The sequence below is a fragment of the Burkholderia sp. A2 genome (genome assembly GCF_001729305.1).
GTDB lineage: Bacteria > Pseudomonadota > Gammaproteobacteria > Burkholderiales > Burkholderiaceae > Burkholderia > Burkholderia sola.
The window spans coordinates 59,009-85,688 of record NZ_LZXX01000127.1; the positions used below are offsets into that span (position 1 = coordinate 59,009).

At 68.1% G+C, this 26,680-nt stretch carries 21 protein-coding genes and 1 other RNA gene; 14 read left to right on the forward strand and 8 right to left on the reverse strand.

The genetic code is table 11. The features are described 5' to 3' along the window. Window positions 1–17: 17 nt before the first annotated feature. On the reverse strand, window positions 18–2,621 hold the full coding sequence (gene gyrA, locus A9Z05_RS28820) for a DNA gyrase subunit A (protein ID WP_050011545.1): 2,604 nt from the start codon (window positions 2,619–2,621) through the stop codon (window positions 18–20). 554 nt (window positions 2,622–3,175) lie between these two features. Here gyrA and ompA point away from each other — a divergent pair. The 4 genes from ompA (at window position 3,176) to ssrA (ending at window position 5,801) form a co-directional block, all read left to right on the forward strand. Next, window positions 3,176–3,844 (forward strand): outer membrane protein OmpA, encoded by a 669-nt coding sequence (ompA, locus tag A9Z05_RS28825; protein WP_050011546.1) that lies wholly within the window; start codon window positions 3,176–3,178, stop codon window positions 3,842–3,844. A 144-nt stretch (window positions 3,845–3,988) separates the two neighbouring features. Continuing rightward, the gene (ubiG, locus tag A9Z05_RS28830; RefSeq protein WP_069621081.1) at window positions 3,989–4,687 is read left to right on the forward strand and encodes a bifunctional 2-polyprenyl-6-hydroxyphenol methylase/3-demethylubiquinol 3-O-methyltransferase UbiG; all 699 of its coding nucleotides are present in this window, start codon (window positions 3,989–3,991) and stop codon (window positions 4,685–4,687) included. Window positions 4,688–4,700: 13 nt separating this feature from the next. Beyond that, entirely contained in the window at window positions 4,701–5,414 is a 714-nt protein-coding gene (gene gph / locus A9Z05_RS28835) for a phosphoglycolate phosphatase (RefSeq protein ID WP_069621082.1), read from the forward strand. Window positions 5,415–5,431: 17 nt separating this feature from the next. Beyond that, window positions 5,432–5,801, forward strand: a transfer-messenger RNA (tmRNA) gene (gene ssrA, locus A9Z05_RS28840). A gap of 282 nt (window positions 5,802–6,083) precedes the next feature. Here the strand turns inward: ssrA and A9Z05_RS28845 are convergent. The 3 genes from A9Z05_RS28845 to A9Z05_RS28855 form a co-directional block, all read right to left on the reverse strand. After that, complete coding sequence (locus A9Z05_RS28845; RefSeq protein ID WP_069621083.1) at window positions 6,084–6,437, reverse strand: DUF4148 domain-containing protein; 354 nt, start codon at window positions 6,435–6,437, stop codon at window positions 6,084–6,086. Between the two features lie 355 nt (window positions 6,438–6,792). Further along, on the reverse strand, window positions 6,793–7,062 hold the full coding sequence (locus A9Z05_RS28850) for a hypothetical protein (protein ID WP_050011550.1): 270 nt from the start codon (window positions 7,060–7,062) through the stop codon (window positions 6,793–6,795). 101 nt (window positions 7,063–7,163) lie between these two features. Further along, window positions 7,164–8,270 (reverse strand): substrate-binding domain-containing protein, encoded by a 1,107-nt coding sequence (locus A9Z05_RS28855; protein ID WP_069621084.1) that lies wholly within the window; start codon window positions 8,268–8,270, stop codon window positions 7,164–7,166. 131 nt (window positions 8,271–8,401) lie between these two features. On the opposite strand from A9Z05_RS28855, the gene A9Z05_RS28860 reads away from it, so the two are divergent. The 4 genes from A9Z05_RS28860 to A9Z05_RS28875 are packed head-to-tail and all read left to right on the forward strand — an operon-like array spanning window position 8,402 to window position 13,704. Beyond that, on the forward strand, window positions 8,402–8,902 hold the full coding sequence (locus tag A9Z05_RS28860) for an NAD(P)H-dependent oxidoreductase subunit E (RefSeq protein WP_069621085.1): 501 nt from the start codon (window positions 8,402–8,404) through the stop codon (window positions 8,900–8,902). Then, on the forward strand, window positions 8,899–10,476 hold the full coding sequence (locus A9Z05_RS28865) for an NADH-quinone oxidoreductase subunit NuoF (RefSeq protein WP_069621086.1): 1,578 nt from the start codon (window positions 8,899–8,901) through the stop codon (window positions 10,474–10,476). The genes A9Z05_RS28860 and A9Z05_RS28865 overlap by 4 nt, the downstream gene beginning before the upstream one ends. Window positions 10,477–10,493: 17 nt before the next feature. Beyond that, on the forward strand, window positions 10,494–13,445 hold the full coding sequence (gene fdhF, locus A9Z05_RS28870) for a formate dehydrogenase subunit alpha (protein ID WP_069621087.1): 2,952 nt from the start codon (window positions 10,494–10,496) through the stop codon (window positions 13,443–13,445). A 7-nt stretch (window positions 13,446–13,452) separates the two neighbouring features. After that, on the forward strand, window positions 13,453–13,704 hold the full coding sequence (locus tag A9Z05_RS28875) for a formate dehydrogenase subunit delta (RefSeq protein ID WP_069621088.1): 252 nt from the start codon (window positions 13,453–13,455) through the stop codon (window positions 13,702–13,704). 8 nt (window positions 13,705–13,712) lie between these two features. On the opposite strand, the gene A9Z05_RS28880 is transcribed toward A9Z05_RS28875, so the two are convergent. After that, entirely contained in the window at window positions 13,713–15,359 is a 1,647-nt protein-coding gene (locus tag A9Z05_RS28880) for an FAD-dependent monooxygenase (RefSeq protein WP_069621089.1), read from the reverse strand. A gap of 58 nt (window positions 15,360–15,417) precedes the next feature. Between A9Z05_RS28880 and A9Z05_RS28885 the strand changes: the two genes are divergently transcribed. Continuing rightward, entirely contained in the window at window positions 15,418–17,325 is a 1,908-nt protein-coding gene (locus tag A9Z05_RS28885; RefSeq protein WP_069621090.1) for a tetratricopeptide repeat protein, read from the forward strand. Between the two features lie 81 nt (window positions 17,326–17,406). On the opposite strand, the gene A9Z05_RS28890 is transcribed toward A9Z05_RS28885, so the two are convergent. Beyond that, window positions 17,407–18,702 carry an MFS transporter gene (locus tag A9Z05_RS28890; protein WP_069621091.1) on the reverse strand — a complete coding sequence of 432 codons (1,296 nt, stop codon included), beginning with the start codon at window positions 18,700–18,702 and terminating at the stop codon, window positions 17,407–17,409. A 353-nt stretch (window positions 18,703–19,055) separates the two neighbouring features. Here A9Z05_RS28890 and A9Z05_RS28895 point away from each other — a divergent pair, with 353 nt between their 5' ends. Continuing rightward, window positions 19,056–19,991, forward strand: coding sequence for a hypothetical protein (locus tag A9Z05_RS28895; protein ID WP_069621092.1), 936 nt, complete (start codon window positions 19,056–19,058; stop codon window positions 19,989–19,991). Window positions 19,992–20,070: 79 nt separating this feature from the next. On the opposite strand, the gene A9Z05_RS28900 is transcribed toward A9Z05_RS28895, so the two are convergent. After that, window positions 20,071–20,769: a DUF2968 domain-containing protein gene (locus tag A9Z05_RS28900; RefSeq protein WP_069621093.1), complete on the reverse strand. Its 699-nt coding sequence runs from the start codon at window positions 20,767–20,769 to the stop codon at window positions 20,071–20,073. 115 nt (window positions 20,770–20,884) lie between these two features. Beyond that, window positions 20,885–22,066 (reverse strand): gamma-glutamyl-gamma-aminobutyrate hydrolase family protein, encoded by a 1,182-nt coding sequence (locus tag A9Z05_RS28905; protein WP_069621094.1) that lies wholly within the window; start codon window positions 22,064–22,066, stop codon window positions 20,885–20,887. Window positions 22,067–22,320: 254 nt separating this feature from the next. Here A9Z05_RS28905 and A9Z05_RS28910 point away from each other — a divergent pair, with 254 nt between their 5' ends. From A9Z05_RS28910 to xdhC, 4 genes are all read left to right on the forward strand, one after another. Next, a complete protein-coding gene (locus A9Z05_RS28910; protein WP_069621095.1) occupies window positions 22,321–23,001 on the forward strand; it encodes a GntR family transcriptional regulator in 681 nt (226 codons plus the stop codon). 6 nt (window positions 23,002–23,007) lie between these two features. Next, entirely contained in the window at window positions 23,008–24,384 is a 1,377-nt protein-coding gene (locus A9Z05_RS28915; RefSeq protein WP_069621096.1) for an amidase, read from the forward strand. 158 nt (window positions 24,385–24,542) lie between these two features. Beyond that, entirely contained in the window at window positions 24,543–25,055 is a 513-nt protein-coding gene (locus A9Z05_RS28920; RefSeq protein WP_069621097.1) for a disulfide bond formation protein B, read from the forward strand. Between the two features lie 619 nt (window positions 25,056–25,674). Next, on the forward strand, window positions 25,675–26,679 hold the full coding sequence (gene xdhC, locus A9Z05_RS28925) for a xanthine dehydrogenase accessory protein XdhC (RefSeq protein WP_069621098.1): 1,005 nt from the start codon (window positions 25,675–25,677) through the stop codon (window positions 26,677–26,679). Window position 26,680 lies beyond the last annotated feature (1 nt).

The following is a 26,680-nucleotide window of genomic DNA, read 5'->3' on the forward strand; positions in this document are numbered from 1 at the left end:
AGAGTCTCATCCGTTCTTCAGGCTTCGCCGTCCGACGCCTCGTCGGCTTCGCCCTCTCCCTCTTCGGCCTCGGCGATCTGCTGGAGGCCAGAGAGCTTCGTACCCTCATCGAGACTGATGAGTGTAACACCTTGCGTGGCGCGCCCCATCTCGCGAATCTCGGACACGCGGGTGCGAATCAACACGCCGGCCGTCGTGATCAGCATGATCTGATCCTCGGCGTCGACGAGCGTGGCAGCCACGACCTTGCCGTTGCGCTCGGACGTCTGGATCGCGATCATACCCTTCGTGCCGCGGCCATGGCGCGTGTACTCGGTGATCGGCGTGCGCTTGCCGTAGCCGTTTTCGGTCGCGGTGAGCACGGTCTGCTCCTCGCTGCCCGCGACCAGCATCGCGATGACCTGCTGCCCGTCCTCGAGCTGCATGCCGCGCACGCCGCGCGCCTCGCGCCCCATCGGACGCACGTCGTTCTCGTCGAAACGCACGGCCTTGCCGGAGTCCGAGAACAGCATCACGTCGTGCGCGCCGTCGGTGATCGACGCACCGATCAGGTAGTCGCCGTCGTCGAGGCCGACCGCGATGATGCCCTTCTTCATCGGGCGGCTGAACGCTTCGAGCGGCGTCTTCTTCACGGTGCCGAGCGACGTCGCCATGAAGATGAACTTGTCGGCCGAGAATTCCTTGACCGGCAGCACGACGTTGATCTTCTCGCCTTCCTGCAGCGGGAACATGTTGACGATCGGCCGGCCACGCGAGTTGCGCGAGCCCTGCGGCACTTCATAGACCTTGACCCAGTACACACGGCCGCGATTCGAGAAGCACAGGATGTAGTCGTGCGTGTTCGCGATGAAGAGCGTCTCGATCCAGTCGTCTTCCTTCATCTGCGTCGCCTGCTTGCCGCGACCGCCGCGCTTCTGCGCGCGGTACTCGGACAACGGCTGCGACTTCACGTAGCCCGCGTGCGACATCGTGACGACCATGTCCTGCGGCGTGATCAGATCCTCGGTGTTCAGCTCGGTCGCGTTCAGCTCGATCTTCGAGCGGCGCGCGTCGCCGAATTCGGCCTTCACCGAGGTCAGCTCCTCGCCGATCATCGTCGTGATCCGCTCGGGGCGTGCGAGGATGTCCAGCAGGTCGGCGATCTGGGCCATCACGTCGCGGTACTCGCCGATGATCTTGTCCTGCTCGAGGCCGGTCAGGCGCTGCAGACGCATCTGCAGGATTTCCTGCGCCTGCGTGTCGGACAGGCGGTACAGCCCGTCGGTCTGCATCCCGAACGCCGGGTTCAGGCCTTCCGGACGGTACGCGGAACGGCCGCCGGCCGCGGCGTTCTCGCTCTCGGCGCGCGTCAGCATCTCGCGCACGAGCGACGAATCCCACGGCTTCGCCATCAGTTCCTGCTTCGCGATCGGCGGCGTCGGCGCGGCCTTGATGATCGCGATGAACTCGTCGATGTTCGCGAGCGCGACCGCGAGACCTTCGAGCACGTGGCCGCGTTCGCGGGCCTTGCGCAGTTCGTAGATCGTGCGGCGCGTCAGCACTTCGCGTCGGTGTGACAGGAAGCACTGCAGGATTTCCTTCAGGTTCAGCAGCTTCGGCTGGCCGTCGACGAGCGCGACCATGTTCATGCCGAACGTATCCTGCAGCTGCGTCGCCTTGTACAGGTTGTTCAGCACCACTTCCGGCACTTCGCCGCGCTTGAGCTCGATCACGACGCGCATGCCGCTCTTGTCGGATTCGTCGCGGATGTCGGAAATGCCTTCGAGCTTCTTCTCGTTGACGAGCTCGGCGATCCGCTCGAGCAGCGAGCGCTTGTTCACCTGGTACGGCAGCTCGTCGACGATGATCGCCATCCGCTGGCCGCGGTCGATCTCCTCGAAGTGCGTGGCCGCACGCATCACGACGCGGCCGCGCCCGGTGCGGTAGCCGTCGCGCACGCCGGCGACGCCGTAGATGATGCCGGCCGTCGGGAAGTCCGGCGCCGGGATGATCTCGATCAGCTCGTCGATCGTCGCTTCCGGGTTGCCGAGCAGATGCTGGCACGCGTCGACGACTTCGTTCAGGTTGTGCGGCGGGATGTTGGTCGCCATGCCGACCGCGATGCCCGACGAGCCATTGATCAGCAGGTTCGGAATGCGCGACGGCAGGACCGACGGCTGCATTTCGTTGCCGTCGTAGTTCGGCTCGAAATCGACCGTTTCCTTGTCGATGTCGGCGAGCAGCTCGTGACCGATCTTCGCCATGCGAATTTCGGTGTAACGCATCGCCGCGGCATTGTCGCCGTCGATCGAGCCGAAGTTGCCCTGCCCGTCGATCAGCATGTAGCGCAGCGAGAAATCCTGCGCCATCCGCACAATCGTGTCGTAGACCGCGGTATCGCCGTGAGGGTGGTATTTACCGATCACGTCACCGACGATACGCGCCGACTTCTTGTACGCGCGGTTCCAGTCGTTGTTCAGTTCGTGCATCGCGAACAACACGCGCCGGTGCACGGGCTTGAGGCCATCGCGGACATCCGGGAGGGCACGTCCGACGATCACGCTCATCGCGTAATCGAGATACGAACGGCGCATTTCCTCCTCTAGGGAGGTGGGCAGGGTCTCTTTGGCGAATTGATCCATGTATCCGTATCGTTTCGGAGCGAAGACGGCGAACGCCTTTCGCGTGGGCGCTGCATGCGCAACGCAACGCGAGATTCTAACATGCGCCCATCGGCCGCCAATCCGCCTCCCCCTCTATATGTAAACAGCAAAAATCGCGGCCGCGGCGAATCGGCCGAAATCATCGGTCGAAACCGGCCCGGCGAAAGGGTGCGCGACGCGACGTCGCAGGCGATCGCATCCGCCGCGTTTCCTGCGCGCGAGTAAACAACTGCATGCAATCGCGCAATTTCGCCGCCCCACTCTTGACAATCTCTAAAAGTTACGGCAGGACGGTGTTGCGCATGCACCACAAAGTTGAAGCGATCTTGGGGTGGGGAGGATTTTTTTTCGTAGGAAGGGAACGATATGGCAAAATGCCAACGCACTGAAAGTTAGACGCTGCTCGAAGTCTACACAGAGCGGTGCCGCGTTTTTTGTGCCGCACCAATGTTATACTTCGAGCAATGTATGACTTGTCACCGTCAACAGGCTCGCAGTAAACCTGCGGTAATCTCAATTTCGAGAGGAGAAATATGAATAAACTTTCAAAGCTCGCGTTCATTGCAGCTACCGCAGTTATGGCTGCATCCGCTTCGGCACAGTCGGTGCCGGCGTCGCGTCAAGCCGTCAATGACAACTGGGTGAACGGCACGGGCGAATGGGTGTGGATGAACGGCACGAACGAGCTCTGCTGGCGCGATGCATTCTGGACGCCGGCCACCGCCAACGCGAAGTGCGATGGCGCACTGGTCGCCCAGGCACCGCAGCCGCCGGTCGCTCCGGTCGCTCCGGCCATCACGAGCCAGAAGATCACGTATCAAGCTGACGCGCTGTTCGACTTCGACAAGGCAACGCTCAAGCCGCTGGGCAAGCAAAAGCTGGACGAACTGTCGTCGAAGATCCAGGGCATGAACACGGAAGTGGTCGTCGCAACGGGCTACACGGACCGCATCGGTTCGGACAAGTACAACGACCGTCTGTCGCTGCGCCGTGCGCAAGCCGTGAAGTCGTACCTGGTCAGCAAGGGTGTGCCGGCCAACAAGATCTACACGGAAGGCAAGGGCAAGCGCAACCCGGTTACGACCGGCTGCAACCAGAAGAACCGCAAGCAACTCATCGCCTGCCTCGCACCGGACCGCCGCGTGGAAGTCGAAGTGGTCGGTACGCAAGAAGTCCAGAAGACGACCGTTCCGGCAAACTAAGCCGCGGTTTTCGACTGCTTCAAAGCCCCGCTCCGGCGGGGCTTTTTCATTGACGCCCGTCCAGGCGCTTGCTGGCCTCGCCGTCCGCCCGCTTATATACTCGGGGCTGACGCACTGCCCTCCTCTCGTAGCCCGTTTGCCGACATGACCAACGCCGATCCGCACGAACTCCAGAAATTCAGCGACCTCGCCCATCGGTGGTGGGACCCGAATGCCGAATTCAAACCGCTGCACGACCTGAACCCGGTACGGCTCGGCTGGATCGACGCGCATGCGCACCTGGCCGGCAAGCGCGTGCTCGACATCGGCTGCGGCGGCGGCATCCTGTCCGAGTCGATGGCCGGACTCGGTGCGCAGGTGAAAGGCATCGACCTGTCGACCGAAGCGCTCGGCGTGGCCGACCTGCACAGTCTCGAAAGCGGCATTTCGGTCGATTACGAGGCGATCGCCGCCGAAGCGATCGCCGCGCGCGAACCGGGCAGCTACGACGTCGTCACGTGCATGGAGATGCTCGAGCACGTGCCGTCGCCCGGCGATATCGTGGCCGCGTGCGCGACCCTCGTGAAGCCGGGCGGCTGGGTGTTCTTCTCGACGCTGAACCGCAACCTGAAGTCCTACCTGTTCGCGGTGATCGGCGCGGAATACATCGCACAAATGCTGCCGAAGGGCACGCACGATTACGCGCGCTTCATCCGCCCGTCGGAACTGGCCGGCTTCGTCCGCGCGACGGATCTGCACATCGTCGAGATCAAGGGCATCACGTATCACCCGCTCGGCAAGCGCTTCGCGCTGTCGAACGATACCGACATCAACTACCTCGTCGCATGCCGACGCGGCGCATGACCTGTTGACCGGCATGACGACTCCCCTTTCGACCGCGCGGATCGCAGACGAACCGCGCCTGCTGCACTGCGATGCGGTCCTGTTCGATCTGGACGGCACGCTCGCCGACACGGCGCCCGATCTCGCGGCCGCCGTCAACAAGATGCAGCGCGAGCGCGGCCTGCCCGAAACGTCGCTCGACGTGCTGCGGCCGCTGGCCTCGGCGGGCGCGCGCGGCCTGCTCGGCGGCGCGTTCGGCATCGACCCGCACACGCCCGGCTACGAAGCGATGCGCGACGAGTTCCTGGCCAACTACGCAGCCGACCTCTGCGTGCACACGACGCTGTTTCCCGGCATCGGCGACGTGCTCGACGAACTCGATGCGCGCGGCGTACGCTGGGGCATCGTCACGAACAAGGCGATGCGGCTCACGGCACCGCTCGTCGAGCTGCTGGGCCTCGCGCCGCGCGCGGCCTGCGTCGTCGGGGGCGACACAACGCCGCACCCGAAGCCGCATCCGGCCCCGTTGCTGCATGCGGCCGACCAGTTGACGCTCGAGCCCGCGCGTATCGTCTACGTCGGCGACGACCTGCGGGACATTCAGGCCGGCAGCGCCGCCGGCATGGCCACCGTCGCAGCTGCGTACGGCTATTGCGGCGACGGCGTCGCGCCGGCCAATTGGCAGGCGCAGCACCTCGTCGACACGACGCAGGAACTGCGGGACCTGCTGCGCGATGTTGGGCTATAATGGTTGATCTTATCCGCGGGGGCGACCTGGTTTCGACAGGGGTTGTGAAGCGGCTAGGGCATGTCGAGGACCCGTCACCTCGTTAATCAATGGGAAAATCGTAACTGCAAACGACGATACGTTCGCACTGGCAGCCTAAGGGCCGCCGTCCTCTGCCTAGTTCACTGACGGGCTAGTGTCGCAAGACCGGTAGCAATACCGCCAGAGGTCATTTACGTCAGTTAAGCCCTGTCGGCGTCGCGACGCCGGGGTCGAAAATCTAGCGAATCGCCGTAGTGCAGCGTGTTCGTCCGCGTCGCTGCGGTTAAATCAAAAGACTGGACTAAACATGTAGAACTAGTCGTGGAGCGCTTCTGGACGCGGGTTCGATTCCCGCCGCCTCCACCAAATTCCGCGCTCGTCGCACGAACCCCGCATGACGCAAGTCTGCGGGGTTTTTTGTTGCCGGCGAAACGCGCACGCCCCACTCCTTCCGAAAAAGCGCCCAGCCACGGGCGGGCCGGGCGGAATGCCGCCGGTGTTCGGCGGCCGGAGGTGACGGATGTTCTGCCGCGCCCACGCCATCATCGATTGCGCCGGGCGGCGGCCAGCCCGGTGGTCAGGCTTCGGGCAGCGCGCGATGCATCGCCGCGCCGGGGCCCGCGCCGCCGATACCGGGCGATGTGCAGCTTAGCTGCCGCGGTACAGCGACTTCATTTCTTCCGCGCTGGCCGGGCGCACGCCCATTGCGCGCGAACCCGACGCCGATGCGCCCTGTGCCTGCGCACCGTAGCCGCTGGCGTCGGCGCCGCGAGCTTGAGCGAGCGCACTGCGCTGCTGCTCCGCGACACGCGCCGTGGCGGCCTGGATCGCTTCCGGATAATGCGGATCCTCGCCGCGGGCGGTGTTGTAACCGGCCTGCTGGAGTTGAACCAGTTCGGCACGGACCTGCGCACGGGTGATCGTCGAACCCGACTGGGCGAACGACGCGACCGGAGCAACGAGAGCGGCAGCAACGACAACGGCTTGAACGAGCGACTTCATGATGACCTACCTCCAGATTTGTCTGATTCGGCGGTGAACACCTTGATCAGCGCCGACAAACCGAAGTTTATGTAGGTGGATGCTTAAGAATAAGGCAGGTTTCAGGAAGACATCCTTCCTGATTTACGGGTTAACCCTGAATCGCTGTCGGCACGGCCACGTGGGCGGACGGCCGCTTCGTTCGTCCCGCGTTACATGAACGCTCGCCGAAAAGCACGAGCCCCGCGAAGCGACGGGCTTCGCGGGGCTCGAATCACGCGGGATCGGAGCGCAGCGTACGCAGCGTCCGCCAGTTGACCAGGCCGCGGCGTAGAAGAGACGCCCTGCTCTCGGGCGCCGATACGCTGCCTGCCCGTTACCGGGTATCCATCGGGCACTTCAGGTTGCAGCCGTTCGGATCGCCCAGGTCACCCTTGCGCCGCAATGCCGACTTCTTGCCGCTCTGGTATTTCTCCGACGGCGCCGACGCCGCGAACGGCATCTGCGGATGTTCGTTCAAGCGGAACTGTTCGCTCAGGATGCCGCCGGGCACACCCGGGGAATTCTGCGCGAACGCAAACGGCGAAGCGACGACCAGCAGCCCTGCGGTCAACGCTGCCGCGGCAAGGGGAACGGAAAATTTCATGTCGGGATGACGCCTGAACGGCGTGCTTGTTGGAACGTTGATCGAGCGGCAAGCGTAGCGCAAATCCCCCGCTACTGCAGCGCGCTTCGATCGCCGTCTCGTTACCGGGAATTGCCGTCCGGCGCGCGCGCGCCGTCGCCGCCGGCCAGCCCGGTCGCGACGGGTTCCAGCGCGCCGCACGCGGCCGGATCGTAGCCGTCGAGACGCGCGACGCGCTCGACGAAGCGGGCGTCGCGCAACAGCGCCAGCACGTCGGCCAGCGGCCGCACATCGAGCCGCGCGCGTTCGCATGCGAAGTAATAGTCTTCATCGACGACCGGGATGAAGTCGAGCCCGAAATGACGGGCGGCCGGCTCGACGCCGAAACCGAGATCGGCCATGCCGCTCGCGACGAACGCCGCGATCGCCGAATGCGTGAGCTCAGCGGACGCATAGCCGTCGATGCGCTCCGGATCGATGCCGATCGCGCGCAACGCGAGATCGAGCAGCATCCGCGTGCCCGACCCCGGCTGGCGGTTGACGAAGCGGATGTCGTTGCGTGCCAGATCCGCCAGCCCGCGGACCTGCTTCGGGTTGCCGCGCGGGACGAACAGCCCCTGCTGGCGGCGCGTCAGGTGGATCAGCACGTGGCGCGTGTCGTCGAGCCAAGGCCGGTAGATTTGCGCGCACTGCGCGCGAAACGCGCCGCGCGGCAAATGGAAGCCGGCGAAGTCGCATTCGCCACGCGCGAGCGCCTGCACGGCCTCGACGCTCTCGCGGTATTTGATGTCGACGGCCGCCTGCGCATCGACGAGCGCGGAGACGAGCGTCGCCACCGCATACCCATGCGACGCATGAATGCGCACGGCGCCGTCGCGCTGCGCGAGCCGCCGGTTCAACTCGCTGGCCACCTCGGCCGCCAGCGTGCGCAGGTTGCCGTCGAGGCGGCTGCGCGCAAGGCGCTGCGCATCGACGACCGCCTGCCCGAGCGCCGACAACGTCGAACCCTTGCCACGCGCAGTCTCGATCAACTCGCCGCCGATGCACGACTCCAGCGCGCGGAGCATGCCCCACGCGTGCCGGTACGACAGCCCCTTGGCTTGCGCGGCCTGCGCGATGCTGCCCGTCTCGGCCACGAGCTCCAGCAGCGGTGCGACGTCGGAGAGGCTGGCCGACCGGCCTTCGGTGTCGCGTACGGTCAGATACGCGTCGCATTCGATCCGAATCAATTATGCACTCCGATTTCCTATTGCGACCGCGGAATCTTCCGCTTATCGTTGGCTAAAATCAATCAGAACGAAGTCCCGCTGCGCACTATATGAATTCCGAGCGCATATGAGACTTTGGAGGAGCATAACCGATGTCCCCGAATTCCCCTGCGCCCGACGCGCTCGTCGAGCGCCATGCGCGCGCCGGCCGGTCGCTCGTCGCGATCCTGCATGCGATCCAGGACGACGCGGGCTACGTGCCGCCGGGCTGCGTCGCGCCGCTCGCCAAAGCACTGAACCTGTCGCGCGCGGAAGTGCACGGCGTCCTGACCTACTACCACCATTTCCGCACCGCGCCGCCCGCGCGCGTGACGATCCAGATGTGTCGCGCCGAAGCGTGCCGCAGCATGGGCTGCGAAACGCTCGCCGCCCACGCGGAAGCCCGCACGGGCTGCCGGTTCGACGCCGCGCACGGCGACGGGGCCGCAGGCCACACGCCGGACGACGTCGCGCTCGAATCGGTCTACTGCCTCGGACTGTGCGCGCAATCGCCGTCGATGACGGTCAACGGCGTGCTCCATGCGAAGGTCACGCCGGAGAAGTTCGACGTGCTGCTGGCCGACGCGGTCGCCCACACGCCGGAGGCCGCATGACGACCCGCATCTACGTTCCGCGCGATTCGTCCGCGCTGGCGCTCGGCGCCGACGCGCTCGCCGCCGCGATCGCGGCCGAAGCCGAACGACGCGGCGTCGCGATCGAACTGGTCCGCAACGGTTCGCGCGGGCTGCTGTGGCTCGAGCCGCTCGTCGAGGTCGGGACGGCCGCGGGCCGCGTCGGCTATGCGAACCTGTCGGCCGCCGACGTGCCGGCCCTGTTCGACGCCAACTGGCTCGACGGCGGCGCGCATCCGAGCGGCGTCGGCCTCGTCGACGCGCTGCCCTATCTGGCGCGCCAGCAGCGGCTCACGTTCGCGCGGATCGGCCTGACCGATCCGCTGTCGATCGACGACTACCTGCAACACGACGGCCTCGCCGGCCTGAAGAACGCCCTGGCGCTCGACGGCGACGCCGCATGCGAAACGCTGATCGAGTCGGGGCTGCGCGGCCGCGGCGGCGCGGCGTTCCCGGCCGGCATCAAGTGGCGTACCGTGCGGCAAGCCCGCGCCGCGCAGAAATACATCGTCTGCAACGCGGACGAAGGCGACTCGGGCACGTTCTCCGACCGCCTGCTGATGGAATGCGATCCGTATTGCCTGATCGAAGGGATGATCATCGCGGGTGTCGCCACCGGCGCGACGGTCGGCTACATCTACGTGCGCAGCGAATACCCGCACGCGATCGCCACGCTCGAAGCCGCGATCGTCCGCGCGCGCGAAGCCGGCTGGCTCGGCGAGCAGGTGCTCGGCTCCGCGCACGCGTTCGAGCTGCACGTCGCGAAAGGCGCGGGCTCGTACGTATGCGGCGAGGAAACGGCGCTGCTCGAATCGCTCGAGGGCAAGCGCGGCGTCGTGCGCGCGAAGCCGCCGCTGCCCGCGCTCGCGGGCCTGTTCGGCCAGCCGACCGTCATCAACAACGTGATCACACTCGCGACGGCGCCCGTGATCTTCGCGCGCGGCGCCGCGTTCTATCGCGACTACGGGATGGGCCGCTCGCGCGGCACGCTGCCGTTCCAGCTTGCCGGCAACATCCGTCACGGCGGCCTCGTCGAGCTCGCGTTCGGCGTCACGCTGCGCGAGCTGCTGTTCGACTTCGGCGGCGGCACGGCCAGCGGCCGGCCGGCCCGCGCCGCGCAGGTCGGCGGCCCGCTCGGCACCTACCTGCCCGACCGCCAGTGGGACGTGCCGCTCGACTACGAAGCGTACACGGCGATCGGCGCGGTGGTCGGCCACGGCGGCATCGTGCTGCACGACGACACGTCGAATCTCGCCGAGCTGGCCGAATACGCGATGAAGTTCTGCGCAATCGAATCGTGCGGCAAGTGCACGCCGTGCCGGATCGGTTCGACGCGCGGCGTCGAGACGATCGCGCGGATTCGCCGCGGCGACACGTCGGAGCGGCAGGTCACGCTGTTGCGCGACCTGTGCGACACGATGCTGGCCGGTTCGCTGTGCGCGATGGGCGGCATGACGCCGTACCCGGTGCTGTCCGCGCTCGACCATTTCCCCGAAGATTTCGGGCTCGCTGCCGGCAAGGATGCCGCGTCGGGCCCGGTCAAGGCCGCGGCCTGACCCAGAAGGAGCCCTGCATGTCCCTCGACACGAACAACATCCGCCAAGGCGGCTGCGGCTCGGGCCAATGCGCGTGCAAGAGCGCCGCCCAGGCGCGCGCACGCGATCCGCACGACGATACCGACTACGGCACGCCGCAACGGTACGCCGATACCGACGTCACGCTCGAAATCGACGGCCAGCCGGTCACGGTGCCGGCCGGCACGTCGGTGATGCGCGCGGCGATCGAAGCCGGCGTCAACGTCCCGAAGCTGTGCGCGACCGATTCGCTCGAACCGTTCGGCTCGTGCCGGCTGTGCCTCGTCGAGATCGAAGGCCGGCGCGGTTATCCGGCATCGTGCACGACGCCCGCCGAAGCCGGCATGAAGGTGCGCACGCAGTCGGACCGGCTGCAGTCGCTGCGCCGCAACGTGATGGAGCTGTACATCTCCGATCACCCGCTCGACTGCCTCACCTGCCCGGCCAACGGCGACTGCGAGTTGCAGGACATGGCCGGCGTGGTCGGGCTGCGCGAAGTGCGCTACGGCAACGACTGCGCCAATCACCTGAAGGACACGAAGGACGAATCGAATCCGTACTTCACGTACGATCCGTCGAAGTGCATCGTCTGCAACCGCTGCGTGCGCGCGTGCGAGGAAACGCAAGGCACGTTCGCGCTGACGATCGCCGCGCGCGGCTTCGAATCGCGTGTCGCCGCCGGCGAAAGCGAATCGTTCATGGCGTCGGAATGCGTGTCGTGCGGCGCATGCGTCGCAGCATGCCCGACGGCCACGCTGCAGGAAAAATCCGTCGTGCAGCTCGGGCAGGCCGAGCACTCGGTCGTCACGACCTGCGCGTACTGCGGCGTCGGCTGCTCGTTCAAGGCCGAGATGAAGGGCACGCAGGTCGTGCGCATGACGCCGTACAAGAACGGTCTCGCGAACGAAGGCCACGCGTGCGTGAAGGGGCGCTTCGCGTGGGGCTATGCGACGCACAAGGACCGCATCACGAAGCCGATGATCCGCGAGAAGATCACCGACCCGTGGCGCGAAGTGAGCTGGGACGAAGCCCTCACCTACGCGGCGACGCAATTCCGCAAGCTGCAGCAGAAGTACGGCCGCGATTCGATCGGCGGGATCACGTCGTCGCGCTGCACGAACGAGGAAACCTATCTCGTGCAGAAGCTCGTGCGCGCCGCGTTCGGCAACAACAACGTCGATACCTGCGCACGCGTGTGCCACTCGCCGACCGGCTATGGCCTCAAGACGACGCTCGGCGAATCGGCCGGCACGCAGACGTTCGCATCGGTCGGCCAGGCCGACGTGATCGTCGTGATGGGCGCGAACCCGACCGACGGTCATCCGGTGTTCGGCTCGCGACTGAAGCGGCGCGTGCGCGAAGGCGCGAAGCTGATCGTGATCGACCCGCGCCGCATCGACGTCGTCGACGGCCCGCACGTGAAGGCCACGCATCATCTGCAGTTGCGCCCGGGCACCAACGTCGCGATCGTCAACGCACTGGCGCACGTGATCGTCACCGAAGGGCTGGTGGCCGACGCATTCGTCGCCGAGCGCTGCGACACGCGCGCGTTCGAGCAATGGCGCGACTTCGTCGCGCAGGCGGACAATTCGCCCGAGGCGACCGCGGACGTGACGGGCGTGCCGGCCGGGTTGGTGCGCGAGGCCGCGCGCCTGTACGCGACGGGCGGCAACGCCGCGATCTATTACGGCCTGGGCGTCACCGAACACGCGCAAGGCTCGACGACGGTGATGGGCATCGCGAACCTCGCGATGGCGACCGGCAACGTCGGCCGCGAAGGCGTCGGCGTCAATCCGCTGCGTGGTCAGAACAACGTGCAGGGTTCGTGCGACATGGGCTCGTTCCCGCACGAACTGCCCGGCTACCGACACATCGGCGACGAGGTCGTGCGCACGCAGTTCGAACAGGCCTGGTCGGCCACGCTGCAGCCGGAGCCGGGGCTGCGCATCCCGAACATGTTCGACGCGGCGCTCGACGGCAGCTTCAAGGGGCTTTACTGCCAGGGCGAGGACATCGTCCAGTCGGACCCGAACACGCAGCACGTCGCGGCCGCGCTGTCGGCGATGGAATGCATCGTCGTGCAGGACATCTTCCTGAACGAAACCGCGAAATACGCGCACGTGCTGCTGCCGGGCTCGACGTTCCTCGAAAAGGACGGCACATTCACGAACGCGGAGCGCCGGATCTCGCGCGTGCGCAAGGTGATGCCGCCGCTCGCGGGCTACGCGGACTGGGAAGTCACGCTGCTGCTGTCGCAGGCGCTCGGCTACGACATGCACTACGCGCATCCGTCGGAAATCATGGACGAGATCGCACGGCTCACGCCGACCTTCTCGGGCGTGTCGTACGAGAAGCTCGACGCGCTCGGCAGCATCCAGTGGCCGTGCAACGAACACGCGCCGGAAGGCACGCCGACCATGCACATCGACACGTTCGTGCGCGGCAAGGGCCGGTTCGTGATCACCAAGTTCATTCCGACGCCGGAGAAAGTCACGCAGCGCTATCCGCTGATCCTGACGACGGGCCGCATCCTGTCGCAATACAACGTCGGCGCGCAGACGCGCCGAACCGAAAACGTCCGATGGCATGAAGAGGATCGGCTCGAGATCCATCCGCACGACGCGCAGGATCGCGGGATCCGCACCGGCGACTGGGTCGGCATCGAATCGCGCGCGGGGCAGACGGTGCTGCGCGCGCTCGTGACGGAGCGCATGCAGCCGGGCGTCGTGTACACGACGTTCCACTTCCCTGAATCGGGCGCGAACGTGATCACGACGGACAGCTCCGACTGGGCGACCAACTGCCCCGAATACAAGGTCACGGCCGTGCAGGTGATGCCGGTTGCGCAGCCGTCCGACTGGCAGCGCGCGTACGCGCGCTTCAACTCGGAGCAGCTCGACCTGCTCGAGCGCCGCGCGGCCGCGCCGGCCGCCGTGACGACAGGCAAGTGAGGCAATCATGGACCACGACCACCTGATCGACATGGCCAACCAGATCGGCGCGTTCTTCGAATCGATGCCCGATCGCGACGAAGCGCTGGCCGGCATCGCCGAGCATATCCGGCGCTTCTGGGAGCCGCGGATGCGTCGGGCGTTGCTCGCCGCGCTCGACGACCCGTCGAGCGAAGCCGGACGACGCGCGGCGCCGATCGTGCGCGACGCGATCGCCACGCATCGCGCGTCGCTCGCCCCTGCCGCGGCGCCCGCCTGAGCGCGCGGCTACGCGGATACCGGCATGCCCGCGAACCAGCTTTCGCAGTGGCGCAGCAACGCGTTCGCGTCGGTCGCCGTGCGCCCGCGCGCGGCGACATAGCCGTCGGGCCGCAGCAGATAGAACGACGGCCGCGAGCGGCCGTATTCCTGCGCGAGCCCCGCCGCACCGTCGCCTTCGGCATCGGCGACGCGCCACGCGCGCACCGCTTCCGGCATGATCCGTTCGAGCCCCTGCACGAGCGCTTGCGCATCGGCCGGGATCGGCGACACCTCGCCGGCGTCGGTATTCGCCGGCTCTTCCAGCAGCAACAGCGTGAAACTCGCCGGATCGTGAAGATCGTATAGCCGCGCCGTGCCGGGCGCGCGACCGAGCGGCCCGTCGAGCACGTGCACGAGTGCATCGGGTGCGCGCTCGCCCGCGCGCGGGCCGCCGTCGAGCACGCGCTCGAGCGTGAGCGGACTCTTCCGGTACTGCACGCCGAGTTCGCTCACCGTGCGCCTGACCGCGTCGCGCATCGGCCCGAACGACGCGAGCAGCGGCACGACGTGATCGCGCAACAGCTTCATCGCACCGCGCTCGGCTTCGACGACCTGCGTGACGAAACCGGTCTGCCGCAACACGTCGCGCTCGATCGGATGGCGCTCCGCGTGATACGTGTCGAGCAACCGCTCGGGCGCGCCTGCGCGGAGGACGCGTGCAAGCTTCCAGCCGAGGTTGAACGCCTCCTGGATGCCGGTATTCATGCCCTGCGCGCCGGCCGGGCTGTGGACGTGCGCGGCGTCGCCCGCGAAAAACACGCGGCCATGACGCAGCCGGTCGACCATCCGGCTGTGCAGATGGAAATAGGACGACCACGCGAGATCGCTCGGCGAGATCGATGCGCCGACGCGCGCGCGGACGATTGCGTCGCATTCGTCGAGCGACGGCGGCGCCGCGTCGGGCGACGCGCCGCTGCCGGGCGGCCGGTCCGCGACGAGCCGATAACGGCCGCCGCCCATCGGAAACAGGCCTGCGATGCCCGCGGGCGTCGTGAACAGATGGATCTCCTCGTCCGGCCAGTCGGGTATCGCCGCGAAATCGGCCAGCAGGAAAGTCTGTTCGAACGCATGCCCGGCAAAGCCCAGGCCGAGCAGGTGCCTGACCGTGCTGTGCGCGCCGTCGGCGGCAATCAGGTACGACGGGGCGAACGACTCGTCGCGGCCGTCGGCGCGGCGCAACGTCACGTCGAGCGACGTGCCGCCCGCGTCGCACGCGGTCAGCGCCGTACCGCGTTCGACGGTCACGCCCATCCCGGCCAGGTGCTCGGCGAGCAGCCGCTCGGTAATGCTCTGGTCGAGAAACATCAGATACGGATAGCGCGTTTGCAGCGGATCGAAATCGAGCCGCGCGATCACGCGACCGTCGGCATGCAGCTCGGCCGCATGCGCGCGATGGCCGAGCGCGAGAAACGGTTCGACCGCGCGATGCTGCTCCAGCAGTTCGAGCGTGCGCGCCTGGATGCCGATCGCACGCGAGAACGGCGCGGGCGCGACGAGACGATCGATGATGCGCACCGGCACGCGGGCCCGCGCGAGGCTCATCGCCGCGGCAAGGCCGGTCGGCCCCGCGCCGACGATCAGCACGGGCGGGATATCGGATAGTGTGTCAGCCATGGAGACCTCGATGACACGCGACCCTGCCAGTCTACGCCGCTCCGCGTGACGGGGCCATATGCCAACCGGCCGATGCGCGGCCTCGCCGCGCGGTGTGGGAAAATACGCGCTTTCCGCCCCTTTTCGCGTCATGGATTCCGCATTCGACCGGGCGTACGCCGCGCATCGCGCGGGCCGCCTCGCCGAGGCCGAGCACGGCTATCGCCACGCGCTCGCCTCCAACCCCGCCGACGCCGACGCACTGCACCTGTTCGGCGTGCTGCGGCACCAGCAGGGCCAGCACGCCGAGGCAGCCGATCTCGTCGGCCGCGCCGTCGCGCTGCGTCCGGACGATGCCGCGCTGCAGCTCAATCTCGGCAACGCGTTGAAAGCGCTCGGCCGGCTCGACGAAGCGATCGACCGCTTCCGCAACGCGCTGACGCTCGCGCCCGAATTTCCGCTCGCGCACTACAACCTCGGCAACGCATATGCGGCGCTGCAGCGTCACGACGATGCGATCGACGCGTTCGGCCGTGCGCTGCGGCTCACCCCCGACGACGCGTCGATCCACAATAATCTCGGCAACGCGCTGAACGCGCTCGGCCGCCACGACGACGCGCTCGCCGCGTTCGGTCGCGCGCTCGAGCTCCGGCCCGGGCATGCGGGCGCGCACAACAACCTCGCGATGGCGCTAAGCGCGATGGGGCGCGCCGACGATGCGATCGCGCACTTCCAGGCCGCGATCGCCGCGCAGCCGCGGTTCGTCGCCGCGCATTTCAATCTCGGCAACACGTTCGATGCGATCGGCCGGCATGCCGAGGCGGCCGCGGCGTTCGAAGCCGCGCTCGCGCTGCACCCGCCGTTTCCGCTCGCGCTGTTCGGGCTCGCGAACGCACTCTGCGCGCAGGCGCGCCACCGCGACGCGCTGCCGTACTACGAGCGCGCCGTCGGGCTCGATCCGTCGTTCGGGCTCGCGTGGCTGAATCTCGGCAACGCACATCACGCGCTCGGCGCGCACGAGATGGCGCTGCGCGCATTCGACCAGGCGCTGCGCGTCGCGCCCGATCTCACGCTCGCGCGGCTGCATCGCGCGGTCACGCTGCTGACGCTGCGCGACTTCACGCGCGGCCTGCCCGCGTACGAAGCGCGCCACGAGACGCCCGGCGCGACGCCGCTCGGCGCACTGCCGCGCTGGCAAGGCGAGCCGATTGCGGCGCGCACGCTGCTGATCCGCGCGGAACAGGGGTTCGGCGACACCCTGCAGTTCGTCCGCTTCGTGCCGCAGGTGCGCGCACGCTGCGCGCGCGTCGTCCTCGAAGTCCAGCCGGAACTCGTCGCGCTGCTGACGCCGGCCGCGTCGCGCTGGCGCGTGACGCTCGTCCCGCAAGGCGCGGCGAAGCCGCCCGCCGCGGACGTCGCCTGCACGCTGATGAGCCTGCCGTTCCTGCTCGGGCTTCAGCCGGAAGACATCATCGGCTCCCGCTACCTCGACGCGCCCGACGGCGCCCGGCGGCGCTTTCGCGGCTCGCTCGGCGGGCAGTCGAAGCGCAAGTTCGGCCTCGCATGGTCGGGGCGCCGGCAGGCGCAGGAAAACCGCTCGATGCCGTTCGACGCGCTCGCGCCGCTACTCGCGCTGCCGGACATCGACTGGATCGTGTTGCAGCCCGCGCTCGACGACGACGAACGCGCGCGCGTCGACGCGCATCCGCGCGTGCATCGTCTCGATGGCCGGCTGAACGACTTTGCCGATACGGCCGCGCTGATCGAGCGCCTCGACGGCGTCGTCACGATCGACACGGCGGTCGCGCACCTGACGGGTGCGCTCGGCAAGCCGCTGTGGGTCATGCTGCCGTTCGCGGCCGACTGGCGCTGGTTCACCGGCGACGACTGCCCGTGGTACGCGCACGCCAGAATCGCCCGTCAGCCAGCGCCGGGCGCGTGGCCCGACGTGGCGGCCGCGGTGGCCGACATGCTGCGCGAAGCATGACCGCAAACGAACAAGGGAGCGCAATGCGCTCCCTTGTTCAAGGTGATCCGCGGCCGACGCCGCGCGCCATGCCGGCCGCCGTCACGCCGACTTGTACTGGTTGCGCGCGGCGGACGTGCGGTACAGCACGAGCGTCGCGATCAAGCCGCAGATCGCGGCCACACTCAGCCACAACCCCGGCGCCGCCTTGTTGCCCGTCTGGTGGATCAGCAGCGTCGAGATCGCCGGCGTGAAACCGCCGATCGTCGTGGCCAGGCTGTACGCGAGCGAGAAGCCGGCCGTTCGCACGTCGGCCGGCATCACTTCGGTCAGCGCGACGACCATCGCGCCGTTGTACGACGCGTACAGGAACGACAGCCACAACTCGACCGCGAGCAGCCGCAGGAACGACGGATCGCCGACGAGCCACAGCACGGCCGGGTAAGCCGACAGCAGCGTCAGCACAGTGAACGCGATCAGCACCGGGCGGCGGCCGATGCGGTCGGACAGCGCACCGGACAGCGGCAGCCACACGAGATTCGAGATCCCGACGCAAACGGTCACGACGAGCGCGTCGAGCGACGACAGGTGCAGCACTTCCTTGCCGAAGGTCGGCGTGTACGCGGTAATCATGTAGAACGACACCGTCGTCATGATCACCATCCCCATGCCGGCCACCACGACGCCCCAGTTATCGAGCATCGAGCGCATGATCTCGCCCATCGTCGGGCGGTGGCGCTTCGCCAGGAATTCGTCGGTCTCCTTCAGCGAACGGCGGATCAGGAACAGGAACGGCACGATCAGGCAGCCGATCAGGAACGGAATGCGCCAGCCCCACGCGGTCATTTCCTCGACCGGCAACGCGCGGTTCAGCACGACACCGACGAACGCGGCGAACACGACGGCCACCTGCTGGCTGCCCGATTGCCACGACGTATAGAACCCCTTGTGGCCCTTCGTCGCGATCTCCGACAGGTAGACCGACACGCCGCCGAGTTCGACGCCCGCCGAGAAGCCCTGCAACAATCGGCCGAGCAGCACGAGTACCGGCGCGAGCACGCCGATCGTCGCATAGCCCGGTATCGCGGCCACCGCGAGCGTGCCGATCGCCATCAGCCCGAGCGTCAGGATCAGTCCTTTGCGGCGGCCGCGATGATCGATATACGCGCCGAGCACGATCGCGCCGACCGGTCGCATCAGGAAGCCGGCGCCGAATACCGACAGCGACAGCATCAGCGACGCGAACGCGTTGCCGCTCGGAAAGTACGTTTTCGCGATGGCCGACGCGTAATACCCGTAGACCATGAAGTCGTACATTTCCAGGAAGTTGCCGCTGACGACCCGGAACACGGTGCGGACTTTCGATTCCTGCGCGATGGCAGGCGACGCTGTGGACATGTTTTCTCGCTCAGCTCGGATGGCGCGAATACCGCGCCGCATGAATCCGGCGACGCGCGCCGCGCCGGGGCGGGCCGACGCGCACGGGCATCGCTGCCCACCGGCGGCACGGCGCGTAACGGCGCGCCGCCGGCATGATTCGCGAATCATGCCACGGCAAGCCGACATTTGCCTTGTAGCGGCCCCGTCACTGACGTCACGGTGTCCGCCTCGTACAAGTCGCCCCGAAACGGGTACAAGAATCAGATCGATCTGATCGACCGACCTTCGCCGGCTGACCACAATGTCACGATTTGCGACGACATTTTCACGCCGCGCCGGCACGGTCGCCCGTGTCGCACGACGCCCCCGCCATGATCCCATCGCCCCTCGTCCCGGTCGAAGGCGCGCTTGCCCGCCCTCGCGCCACCCCGCTCGACCACGTCCCGCCGTTCGGCCGCGAATGGCGATTTCGCGGCGCACCCGGTGTAGGGCCCGCTCGGAACTGCCTTGCGACGCTGACGACGTCCTGTATCGATGTCGAACGGCCACACCATGCGTGCCAATGGCAGCCGCTCTCCATGGCGGCGGCGCTGCCGGCCTCGGCCGGGTTGCCGGTCGCGCCGGCAGTCGTCCCCGGCCGGCGCTCGCGCCATCCGGCCCGCCGTCCTCGCGACCGGCGCGCGATGTACGCCGTCTGCTGGAGCATCGGCACACTCGGCATCATCGGCTGGCTGATCGGCGCATACGAGCCACCGGCGGGTTTCGCTCCCGCGCACACGATTCAAGCCGCCGGCGGCCCGCTCGACCACGTCGCGACATCGAGGGGCCCCGTACGTGTCGCCGCGGCCGAATCGACCACGTCGACGAACACCATGCCGCAGCGCAAGATCGCGACGCCTGCCGCGAACACGACGGAATCCCCGCCCGCCACTCAGCGCGTCGCACCGCTTCACCCGCGAGCGACGTCCGACGTGCGGCATGCCGCCCCTGATTCGCCACGTCGGGCAGTCGGCCAGCGCACGGCGAAAGCCTCGCCCCGCACACCGGTCATACCGAGGTTGGCTGGACATCCGCCGATCCAGCGCGCCGCGGGCGACACCGGCACACGCGATCGGCTCGCTCGGCCGCCGCGCATGGCAGACACGCGCGAGACGCGCGACTCGCTCGCCGATCCGGCCACGTTGATTGCCATCGCGAACGCGCTGCGCGCCACTCGGCCGGCGCACCCGAGCGCGGCCGGCGTCGACTGGACATCGCACCTGTCGCACCGCCGCGTGACCGACGTGCCGGACGCATTCGCGCATTGACGCCCGCCCAATAAAAAAACCCGGCGAAGATCGCTTCGCCGGGTTTTCGCTCGTCTCGCTTCGTCCGCTCGTCCGCTCGTTACTTGTGCACGGGCAGCCCCGTCTCGGTCTGCTTCTCGAGTTGTCGCACCTGCTCCTGCAGATCGCGCAACTGCAACTGCGCCGCCCGCTTCTCGACCTGCAGCGCCTGCGCCTGCTCCTGCGCCGACTTCTGCCGCTGCGCGACTTCGGCCTGCTGGCTGCGCGCGACGCTCAGGTCGGCCTGCAACTGCTGCGCACGATTCGCCTGCAGCGCGATCACGCGTTCGAGAAATGCCTTCTGCGCCTGCAGCTCGGTCCGGCGAATCTCGATATCGGCGAGTTGCGCCGTCTGCTGGACGAAGTTCGCGTACACCATCTCCGCGCGATTCTTTTCCTGCGAACGGATCACGCGCCACAGGTTCTTGTCCTGGAACAGCGCGACGTAATACGTCATCTCGCGCGGATCGAACATCAGGCTCGCGCCGTAGCTGCCGTTGTACGTCGTGCGCATCTCGACGATCCGGCCGTCGTGCAGCATCTGCGTCAGCTCGGCGACGTTGCCTTGCGCGGCGGCGTCCGTCGCGACCGCGGCCGATGCAGGCGGCGACACGCCGCCGCTCAGGCTCGTGACCGCCGGACGCGTACCGGCGACGGGTGCGGTCACATCGGCGGACCAGGCCATACCCGCTTGCGCGCAGGCGGCCAGCGCAACGATCCACGTTGCGCATCGTGCAGGGGAGAAATTTCGGAAGGCCAACGTCAGACTCCGGCGAACGAATCGGAACTGGCGATTATCGTGCAAAACGAAACGGCCGCATCTCGAATTTATCGGGATGCGGCCGCCCTTGGTGCGACGCGAAAAAGACGGCGTGCTACAGACGCGTTTCGCGCGCCGCGCGCAGGAACGCATCGAGCAGCGGCGTGCAGTCGAGCAGTTCGGAACCGCCCGCGCGATGGAACTCCGGATGCCACTGCACGCCGACGACGAACGGCGAACGCCGATGGCGAATGCCTTCGATGATCCCGTCACCGGCCGATACGGCCTCGATGTTCAGATCGCGGCCGAGATCGCGGATCGCCTGGTGGTGAATCGAGTTGACGATCGCTTCGCTGCGCCCCGGGAACATGCTCGCGAGCGTCGACGAATCGGGAAAGCGGATCGCGTGACGATGCTGGTCGTAATGCTCGCTCACGTGCGCGTTCGCGGTCGGCACGTCGGTGGCGATGTCCTGGTACAGCGAGCCGCCGAACGCGACGTTGATCAGCTGGCAGCCGCGACACACGCCGAGCACGGGTTTGCCGGACTCGACGAATTCGTGCAGCAGCTCGAGCTCGTACATGTCGCGCACGCGATCGCCGGGCCATTCGGGACGCGCATCCGACGCCGCGTAGGTCTGCGGCGACACGTCGGCGCCGCCTTGCAGCAGCAGGCCGTCGAGATGCTTCGCGTAATCGCGCAGGCGGATGTTGCTCGGATGGATCATGCCTTGATGGCCGACGGTCGGAATCATGAACACGAGCACGTCGCGCGACATCACCCAGTGGGCGATCGATTCCTCGAGATACTGCAGCGTCTTGCCGCGCAGCCCCTTCGCGCCCGGCTCCGGATGGAAGATCCGCGCCGATACGCCGATGCGCAGCGTGCGCTGCGTGATGCGCTGGCCGGCGCGGTCGAACAGCCGCCGCGCGCGTGCCGCGACGATCCGGCCGAACACCGACCACGGCGTGTCGCTCTGCTTCAGATAGGCAGGCGGCGCATTCTGCGCGCTCGCGGGCGGCGGCCGCGGCGTGTCGAAATCGGGCGGCGCGCCGAATCCGGGCGGCGGCGCGCCTGGCTTCAGCGGTGCTGCCGCGGCGGCGCCATCACCGACGGCGCCTGCGGCACCGGGCTCGGATGCAGCCGTGACGGGCGACGCGCCGTCATCGGCGACATTCTCGGCGGCGGCCTGCGTGGCCGGCGCATCGGGCGTTTTCACCGGATCGGGACGAGGAGAATCGGAAGAAGCGGAAGAGGTGCCGGGCAGACCGGCCGGGGAAGGCGTGTTTTCGCTCATGACGATAGTCTGATGCGTCGCTCGCGCGTAGGGATAGACGAGGATTCATTATGCTTCAGCGCACGATCGCGCGGCAAACCTGCAACATCCTGTCGATATTGTTGCAAGTCGGGGGCCGCGCGCGCCGGCACCGCTACCCGCTTCGCGCGCGCTGGACATCAGTGATATATCACAATAATATCCAGCGATCGTCCACGCTTCCCGAGCCTCCGCGCCATGATCGCGCCCCTCCCAGCCGCCGCGCCGCAACCGGCATGAGTACCGTGACCGACCTCACCCGCGACCGGGCCGCCGCGTCGCCGGCCAGCCTCGCCGACCGCGCGTACGCGCTGATCCAGCGCGACATCGTCACGATGCGCCTGAAGCCGGGCGCCGCGCTCAACGAAGCCGACCTCGTCGCGCGCACGGGAATCGGCCGCACGCCGGTGCATCAGGCCGTGCATCGGCTCGTGCTCGAAGGGCTGCTGTCCGTGATGCCGCGCAAGGGCTTGATGGTGCAGCCGCTGTCGCTCGACGACATCGTCGCGGTGATCGACGTGCGGCGCATCAACGAAGCGCACTGCGCCGAACTCGCCGCGCGCCATGCGATGCCCGACGATCTCGCGCGCCTGGCCGCGCTGCTCGACGATGGGCAGGCCTGCGTCGACACGCACGACGTCGAGGGCATGATGGAGCTCGACCGCGCGTTTCATCAGACGATCGCCGCGGCCGCACGCAATGCCGTGCTCGCCGACATCCTGCGCGCACTGCACGAGCGCTCGCTGCGCTTCTGGTTCGTCACGCTGTCCGAACCGCACCATCTCGCCGACGTCCAGCACGAGCACCGCGCGCTGTTCGACCGGCTGTCCGCGCGCGACGCCGCCGGTGCGCGCGCGGCCGTCGAAAGCCATATCGATTCGTTCCGCTCCACGCTCCTTCAACATCTTCGCCCCTGAGCCGCCATGACCACTTTCACGCCCTTCCCCCCGCTCGCCCAGCTCGCCGCCGACCTCGCCGCCGGCCGGACCACGAGCCGCGTGCTCGTCGACACCGCGCTCGACCGGATCGCCGATCCGTCGGGCCAGGGCGCCGTCGTCTTCACCGAGGTCGATGCCGACAACGCCCGCGCGGCCGCCGACGCGCACGACCGGCTGCGCGCCGCGGGCACCGTGCTGTCGCCGCTCGCGGGCATTCCGGTGTCGGTCAAGGACCTGTTCGACGTCGCGGGCCAGGTCACGCGCGCGGGGTCGCGCGTACTCGACGGCGCGCCGGCCGCGCGCACCGATGCGGTCGCCGTCGCCCGGCTCAAGCGCGCGGGCGCGGTGCTGGTCGGCCGCACCAACATGAGCGAGTTCGCGTTCTCGGGGCTCGGGCTGAATCCGCACTTCGGCAACCCGCGCTCGCCGTACCACCGCGACGTGCCGGGCGATGCGCGGATTTCGGGCGGCTCGTCGTCGGGGGCGGCCGCGTCGGTCGCCGACGGGATGGCCGCCGTCGCGCTCGGCACCGATACCGGCGGCTCGATCCGCATTCCGGCCGCGCTGTGCGGGCTGACGGGCTTCAAGCCGACCGCGAGCCGGATCCCGACGCAAGGCGGCGTACCGCTGTCGACGACGCTCGACTCGTTCGGCCCGATCGGCCTGACGGTCGCGTGCTGCGCGCTCGTCGACCGGATGCTCGCGGGGCTCGAGCCGCACGTGCCGGCCACGCGGCCGCTCGAAGGCGTGCGGCTCGGCGTGCTGACGAACTACGTGACGGACGGCGTCGATGCCGAAGTCGCGGCCGCGCTCGACACCGCGCTCAAGCATCTCGAAGCGGCCGGCGCGATCGTTACCGAAGTGCGCTTCCCCGCGCTCGACCGGCTGCCGGAGATCAACCGCTTCGGCTTCTCGCCGATCGAGGCGTACGCGTGGCATCGTCCGCTGCTCGCCAAGCATCGCGACCAGTACGATCCGCGCGTACTGACGCGGATCCTGAAGGGCGAACCCGCAAGCGCGGCCGACTATCTCGACCTGCTCGCCGCGCGCGCCGCGATGCTCGACGAAGCCGCGCACACGGTCTGGTCGCGCTTCGATGCGCTCGTCGCGCCGACGGTGCCGGTCGTGCCGCCGCGCATCGCCGAACTCGAAACGGACGACAACGCGTTCACGCGCACCAACGCGCTGATCCTGCGCAACCCGAGCGCGTTCAACTTCCTCGACGCGTGCGGGCTGTCGCTGCCGTGCCATCCGCGCGATGCGGCGCCGGTCGGCCTGATGCTCGCGGCGGCGCCGCATCGCGACGACGCGCTGCTTGCGATCGGCCAGTCGGTCGAGGCCGTGCTGAACACGATCCGCTGACCGCGCCGGCCGAGCGCAAGCCGATGGCCGGCCGATCGCCGTCGGCCCGCACGCGATGCGGCAGGCTGCCGCACGCGCGCCGTCAGTTTCGTGCCAGATCATTCGCGCTAAAATCGCGCGATTGTTTTCCGGACCGACCGACGAGGAACTCCGCCGACATGAACGACTACACGCTTGCACTCCGCCGCGAACGCCGCCTGCTGATGCTGCTCGGATGGGTGTGCATCGCCCTGCTGGCCGGCGCGCTGTACCTGCAGTACGTGAAAAACGAAGACCCATGCCCGCTGTGCATCATCCAGCGCTACTTCTTCTGCGCGATCGGGATCTTCGCGTTCCTGGCCGCCGGGATCCGCCACTGGCGCGGCGTCTGGGTGCTCGAACTGCTGATCGCGATCGCCGCGGCCGGCGGCGTCGGCACGGCCGCGCGACACCTGTCGATCCAGATGAATCCGGGCTTCAGCTGCGGCTTCGACACGCTGCAGCCGATCGTCGACAGCCTGCCGCCTGCGCAGTGGTTCCCCGGCATGTTCAAGGTCGCCGGGCTGTGCGAGACCGTCTACCCGCCGATCCTCGGCATCCTGCTGCCCGGCTGGGCGCTGATCGGCTTCGCCGCGATCCTGATCGCGGTCGTCGCGAGCCTCTGGCGCCATCGCCGCAAGCTCGCGGGCTGACCAACCGGCCGCGGTGCCGGCCCATCGCACGGGCGGCCCCGATCGAACGGGCCGCGCCGCCGGCGAGTCGTCTCCCGGCTGCGGCCTGCGCCGTCCCCGCCCGGCCATCGCGCGTAAACACCTATCCCGCCGCCACCCGGATTGCCGGGCTGGCGCGCGTCGCGCGATCGCCGCGCCCCCGCCCCGTCACACGTGCGTTTCGGCCCGATGTGCACGCATCGGTCCCCCGATCCCGCGCGGCCGGCCTATGATCGACATGATCGCCGCCTGATAGCCCGGATCACCGCCCGGCCATGTTCCCGCCGCGTGGCGGTGCTATCTTCGGGACTGGATGGCGATCTACGTGCGCGAGGCCAGGCGGTCTCACCGCTGCCTGCGTAACGCGCGCCCGATCCGCAATGTCGACTGGATTCATCATGACAACGCAAACCATCCGCATCCGTCACCCTCATGGCGTCCGCGCGTCCGGCGGCGCCGTTCGCGCGCGCCGTCAGTCCGCGGCCGCCGCACGGCATCGGCCGTGCAGCCGGCCTGCCCCGCTCCTGTCCGCCCTCGTTGCCGTCGTGCCCGCCAGCCCGCGCCGCGCGTCGTGCCGCGTCGTCCCGAACGGAGCGTGCTGATGGAAGCCTGGCTCGGCGATCTGCAGCAACTGCTCGCGCACGGCGAAGCGGCCGTGCTCGTGACGGTCGCGCATACCGACGGCTCCGCGCCGCGCGAGGCCGGCACCAAGATGCTCGTCACGCGCGACACGGCCCGCCATACGATCGGCGGCGGTCATCTGGAATGGAAGGCGATCGAGATCGCGCGGCACCTGCTGAAGGACGGCGCGCACGTCCCGCACGCGCGCCGGCTCGAGCGGCTCGCGCTCGGCCCGAGCCTCGGCCAGTGCTGCGGCGGCGCCGTGGTGCTCGCGTTCGAGCGGCTCGACGTCGGCGACCTCGGCTGGATCATGTCGCTCGCGAAGCGCGTCGCGGCCGGCGCCGCGACCGTGCGTAGCGTATCATTCGGCCCCTCGCCGGGCGCGCCGCTGTTGAGCGAGCCCGAATCGGAAGCCGCGCGCGCCGACTGCCTGCTGTGGGAAACCGGCGGCGTATCGCTGATGACCGAAACGATCGCGCCGTATGCGTTCCCCGTCATGCTGTTCGGCGCGGGGCACATCGGCACGGCGCTCGTGAAGGTGCTGGCGACGCTGCCGTGCCACGTGCGCTGGATCGACCGGCCCGATGCGGTGTTCCCGCCGGCCGACGCGCTCGCCGGCATCGGCAATCTCGCGATCGACGCGGCCGCTTCCCCGGCGGACGCGGTCGACGCAGCGCCGCCGCAGTCCTACTTCGTCGTGATGACGCATGACCACGCGCTCGATTTCGTGCTGGCCGAGCGCATCCTGCGACGCGGTGACTATGCCTATTTCGGGATGACCGGCTCGCATACGAAACGCGCGCAGTTCGATCATCGCCTCGCCGCGATCGGCATCGACCCGGCCCAGGTCGCGCGCATGCGCTGCCCGATCGGCGTCGAAGGCATCATCGACAAGGCGCCCGAAGTGATCGCGATCTCGGTGGCCGCGCAGTTGCTGCAGGCCGTCGAGGCGAATGCGTCCGCGCAGGCTTCCCTTACCTACTGAC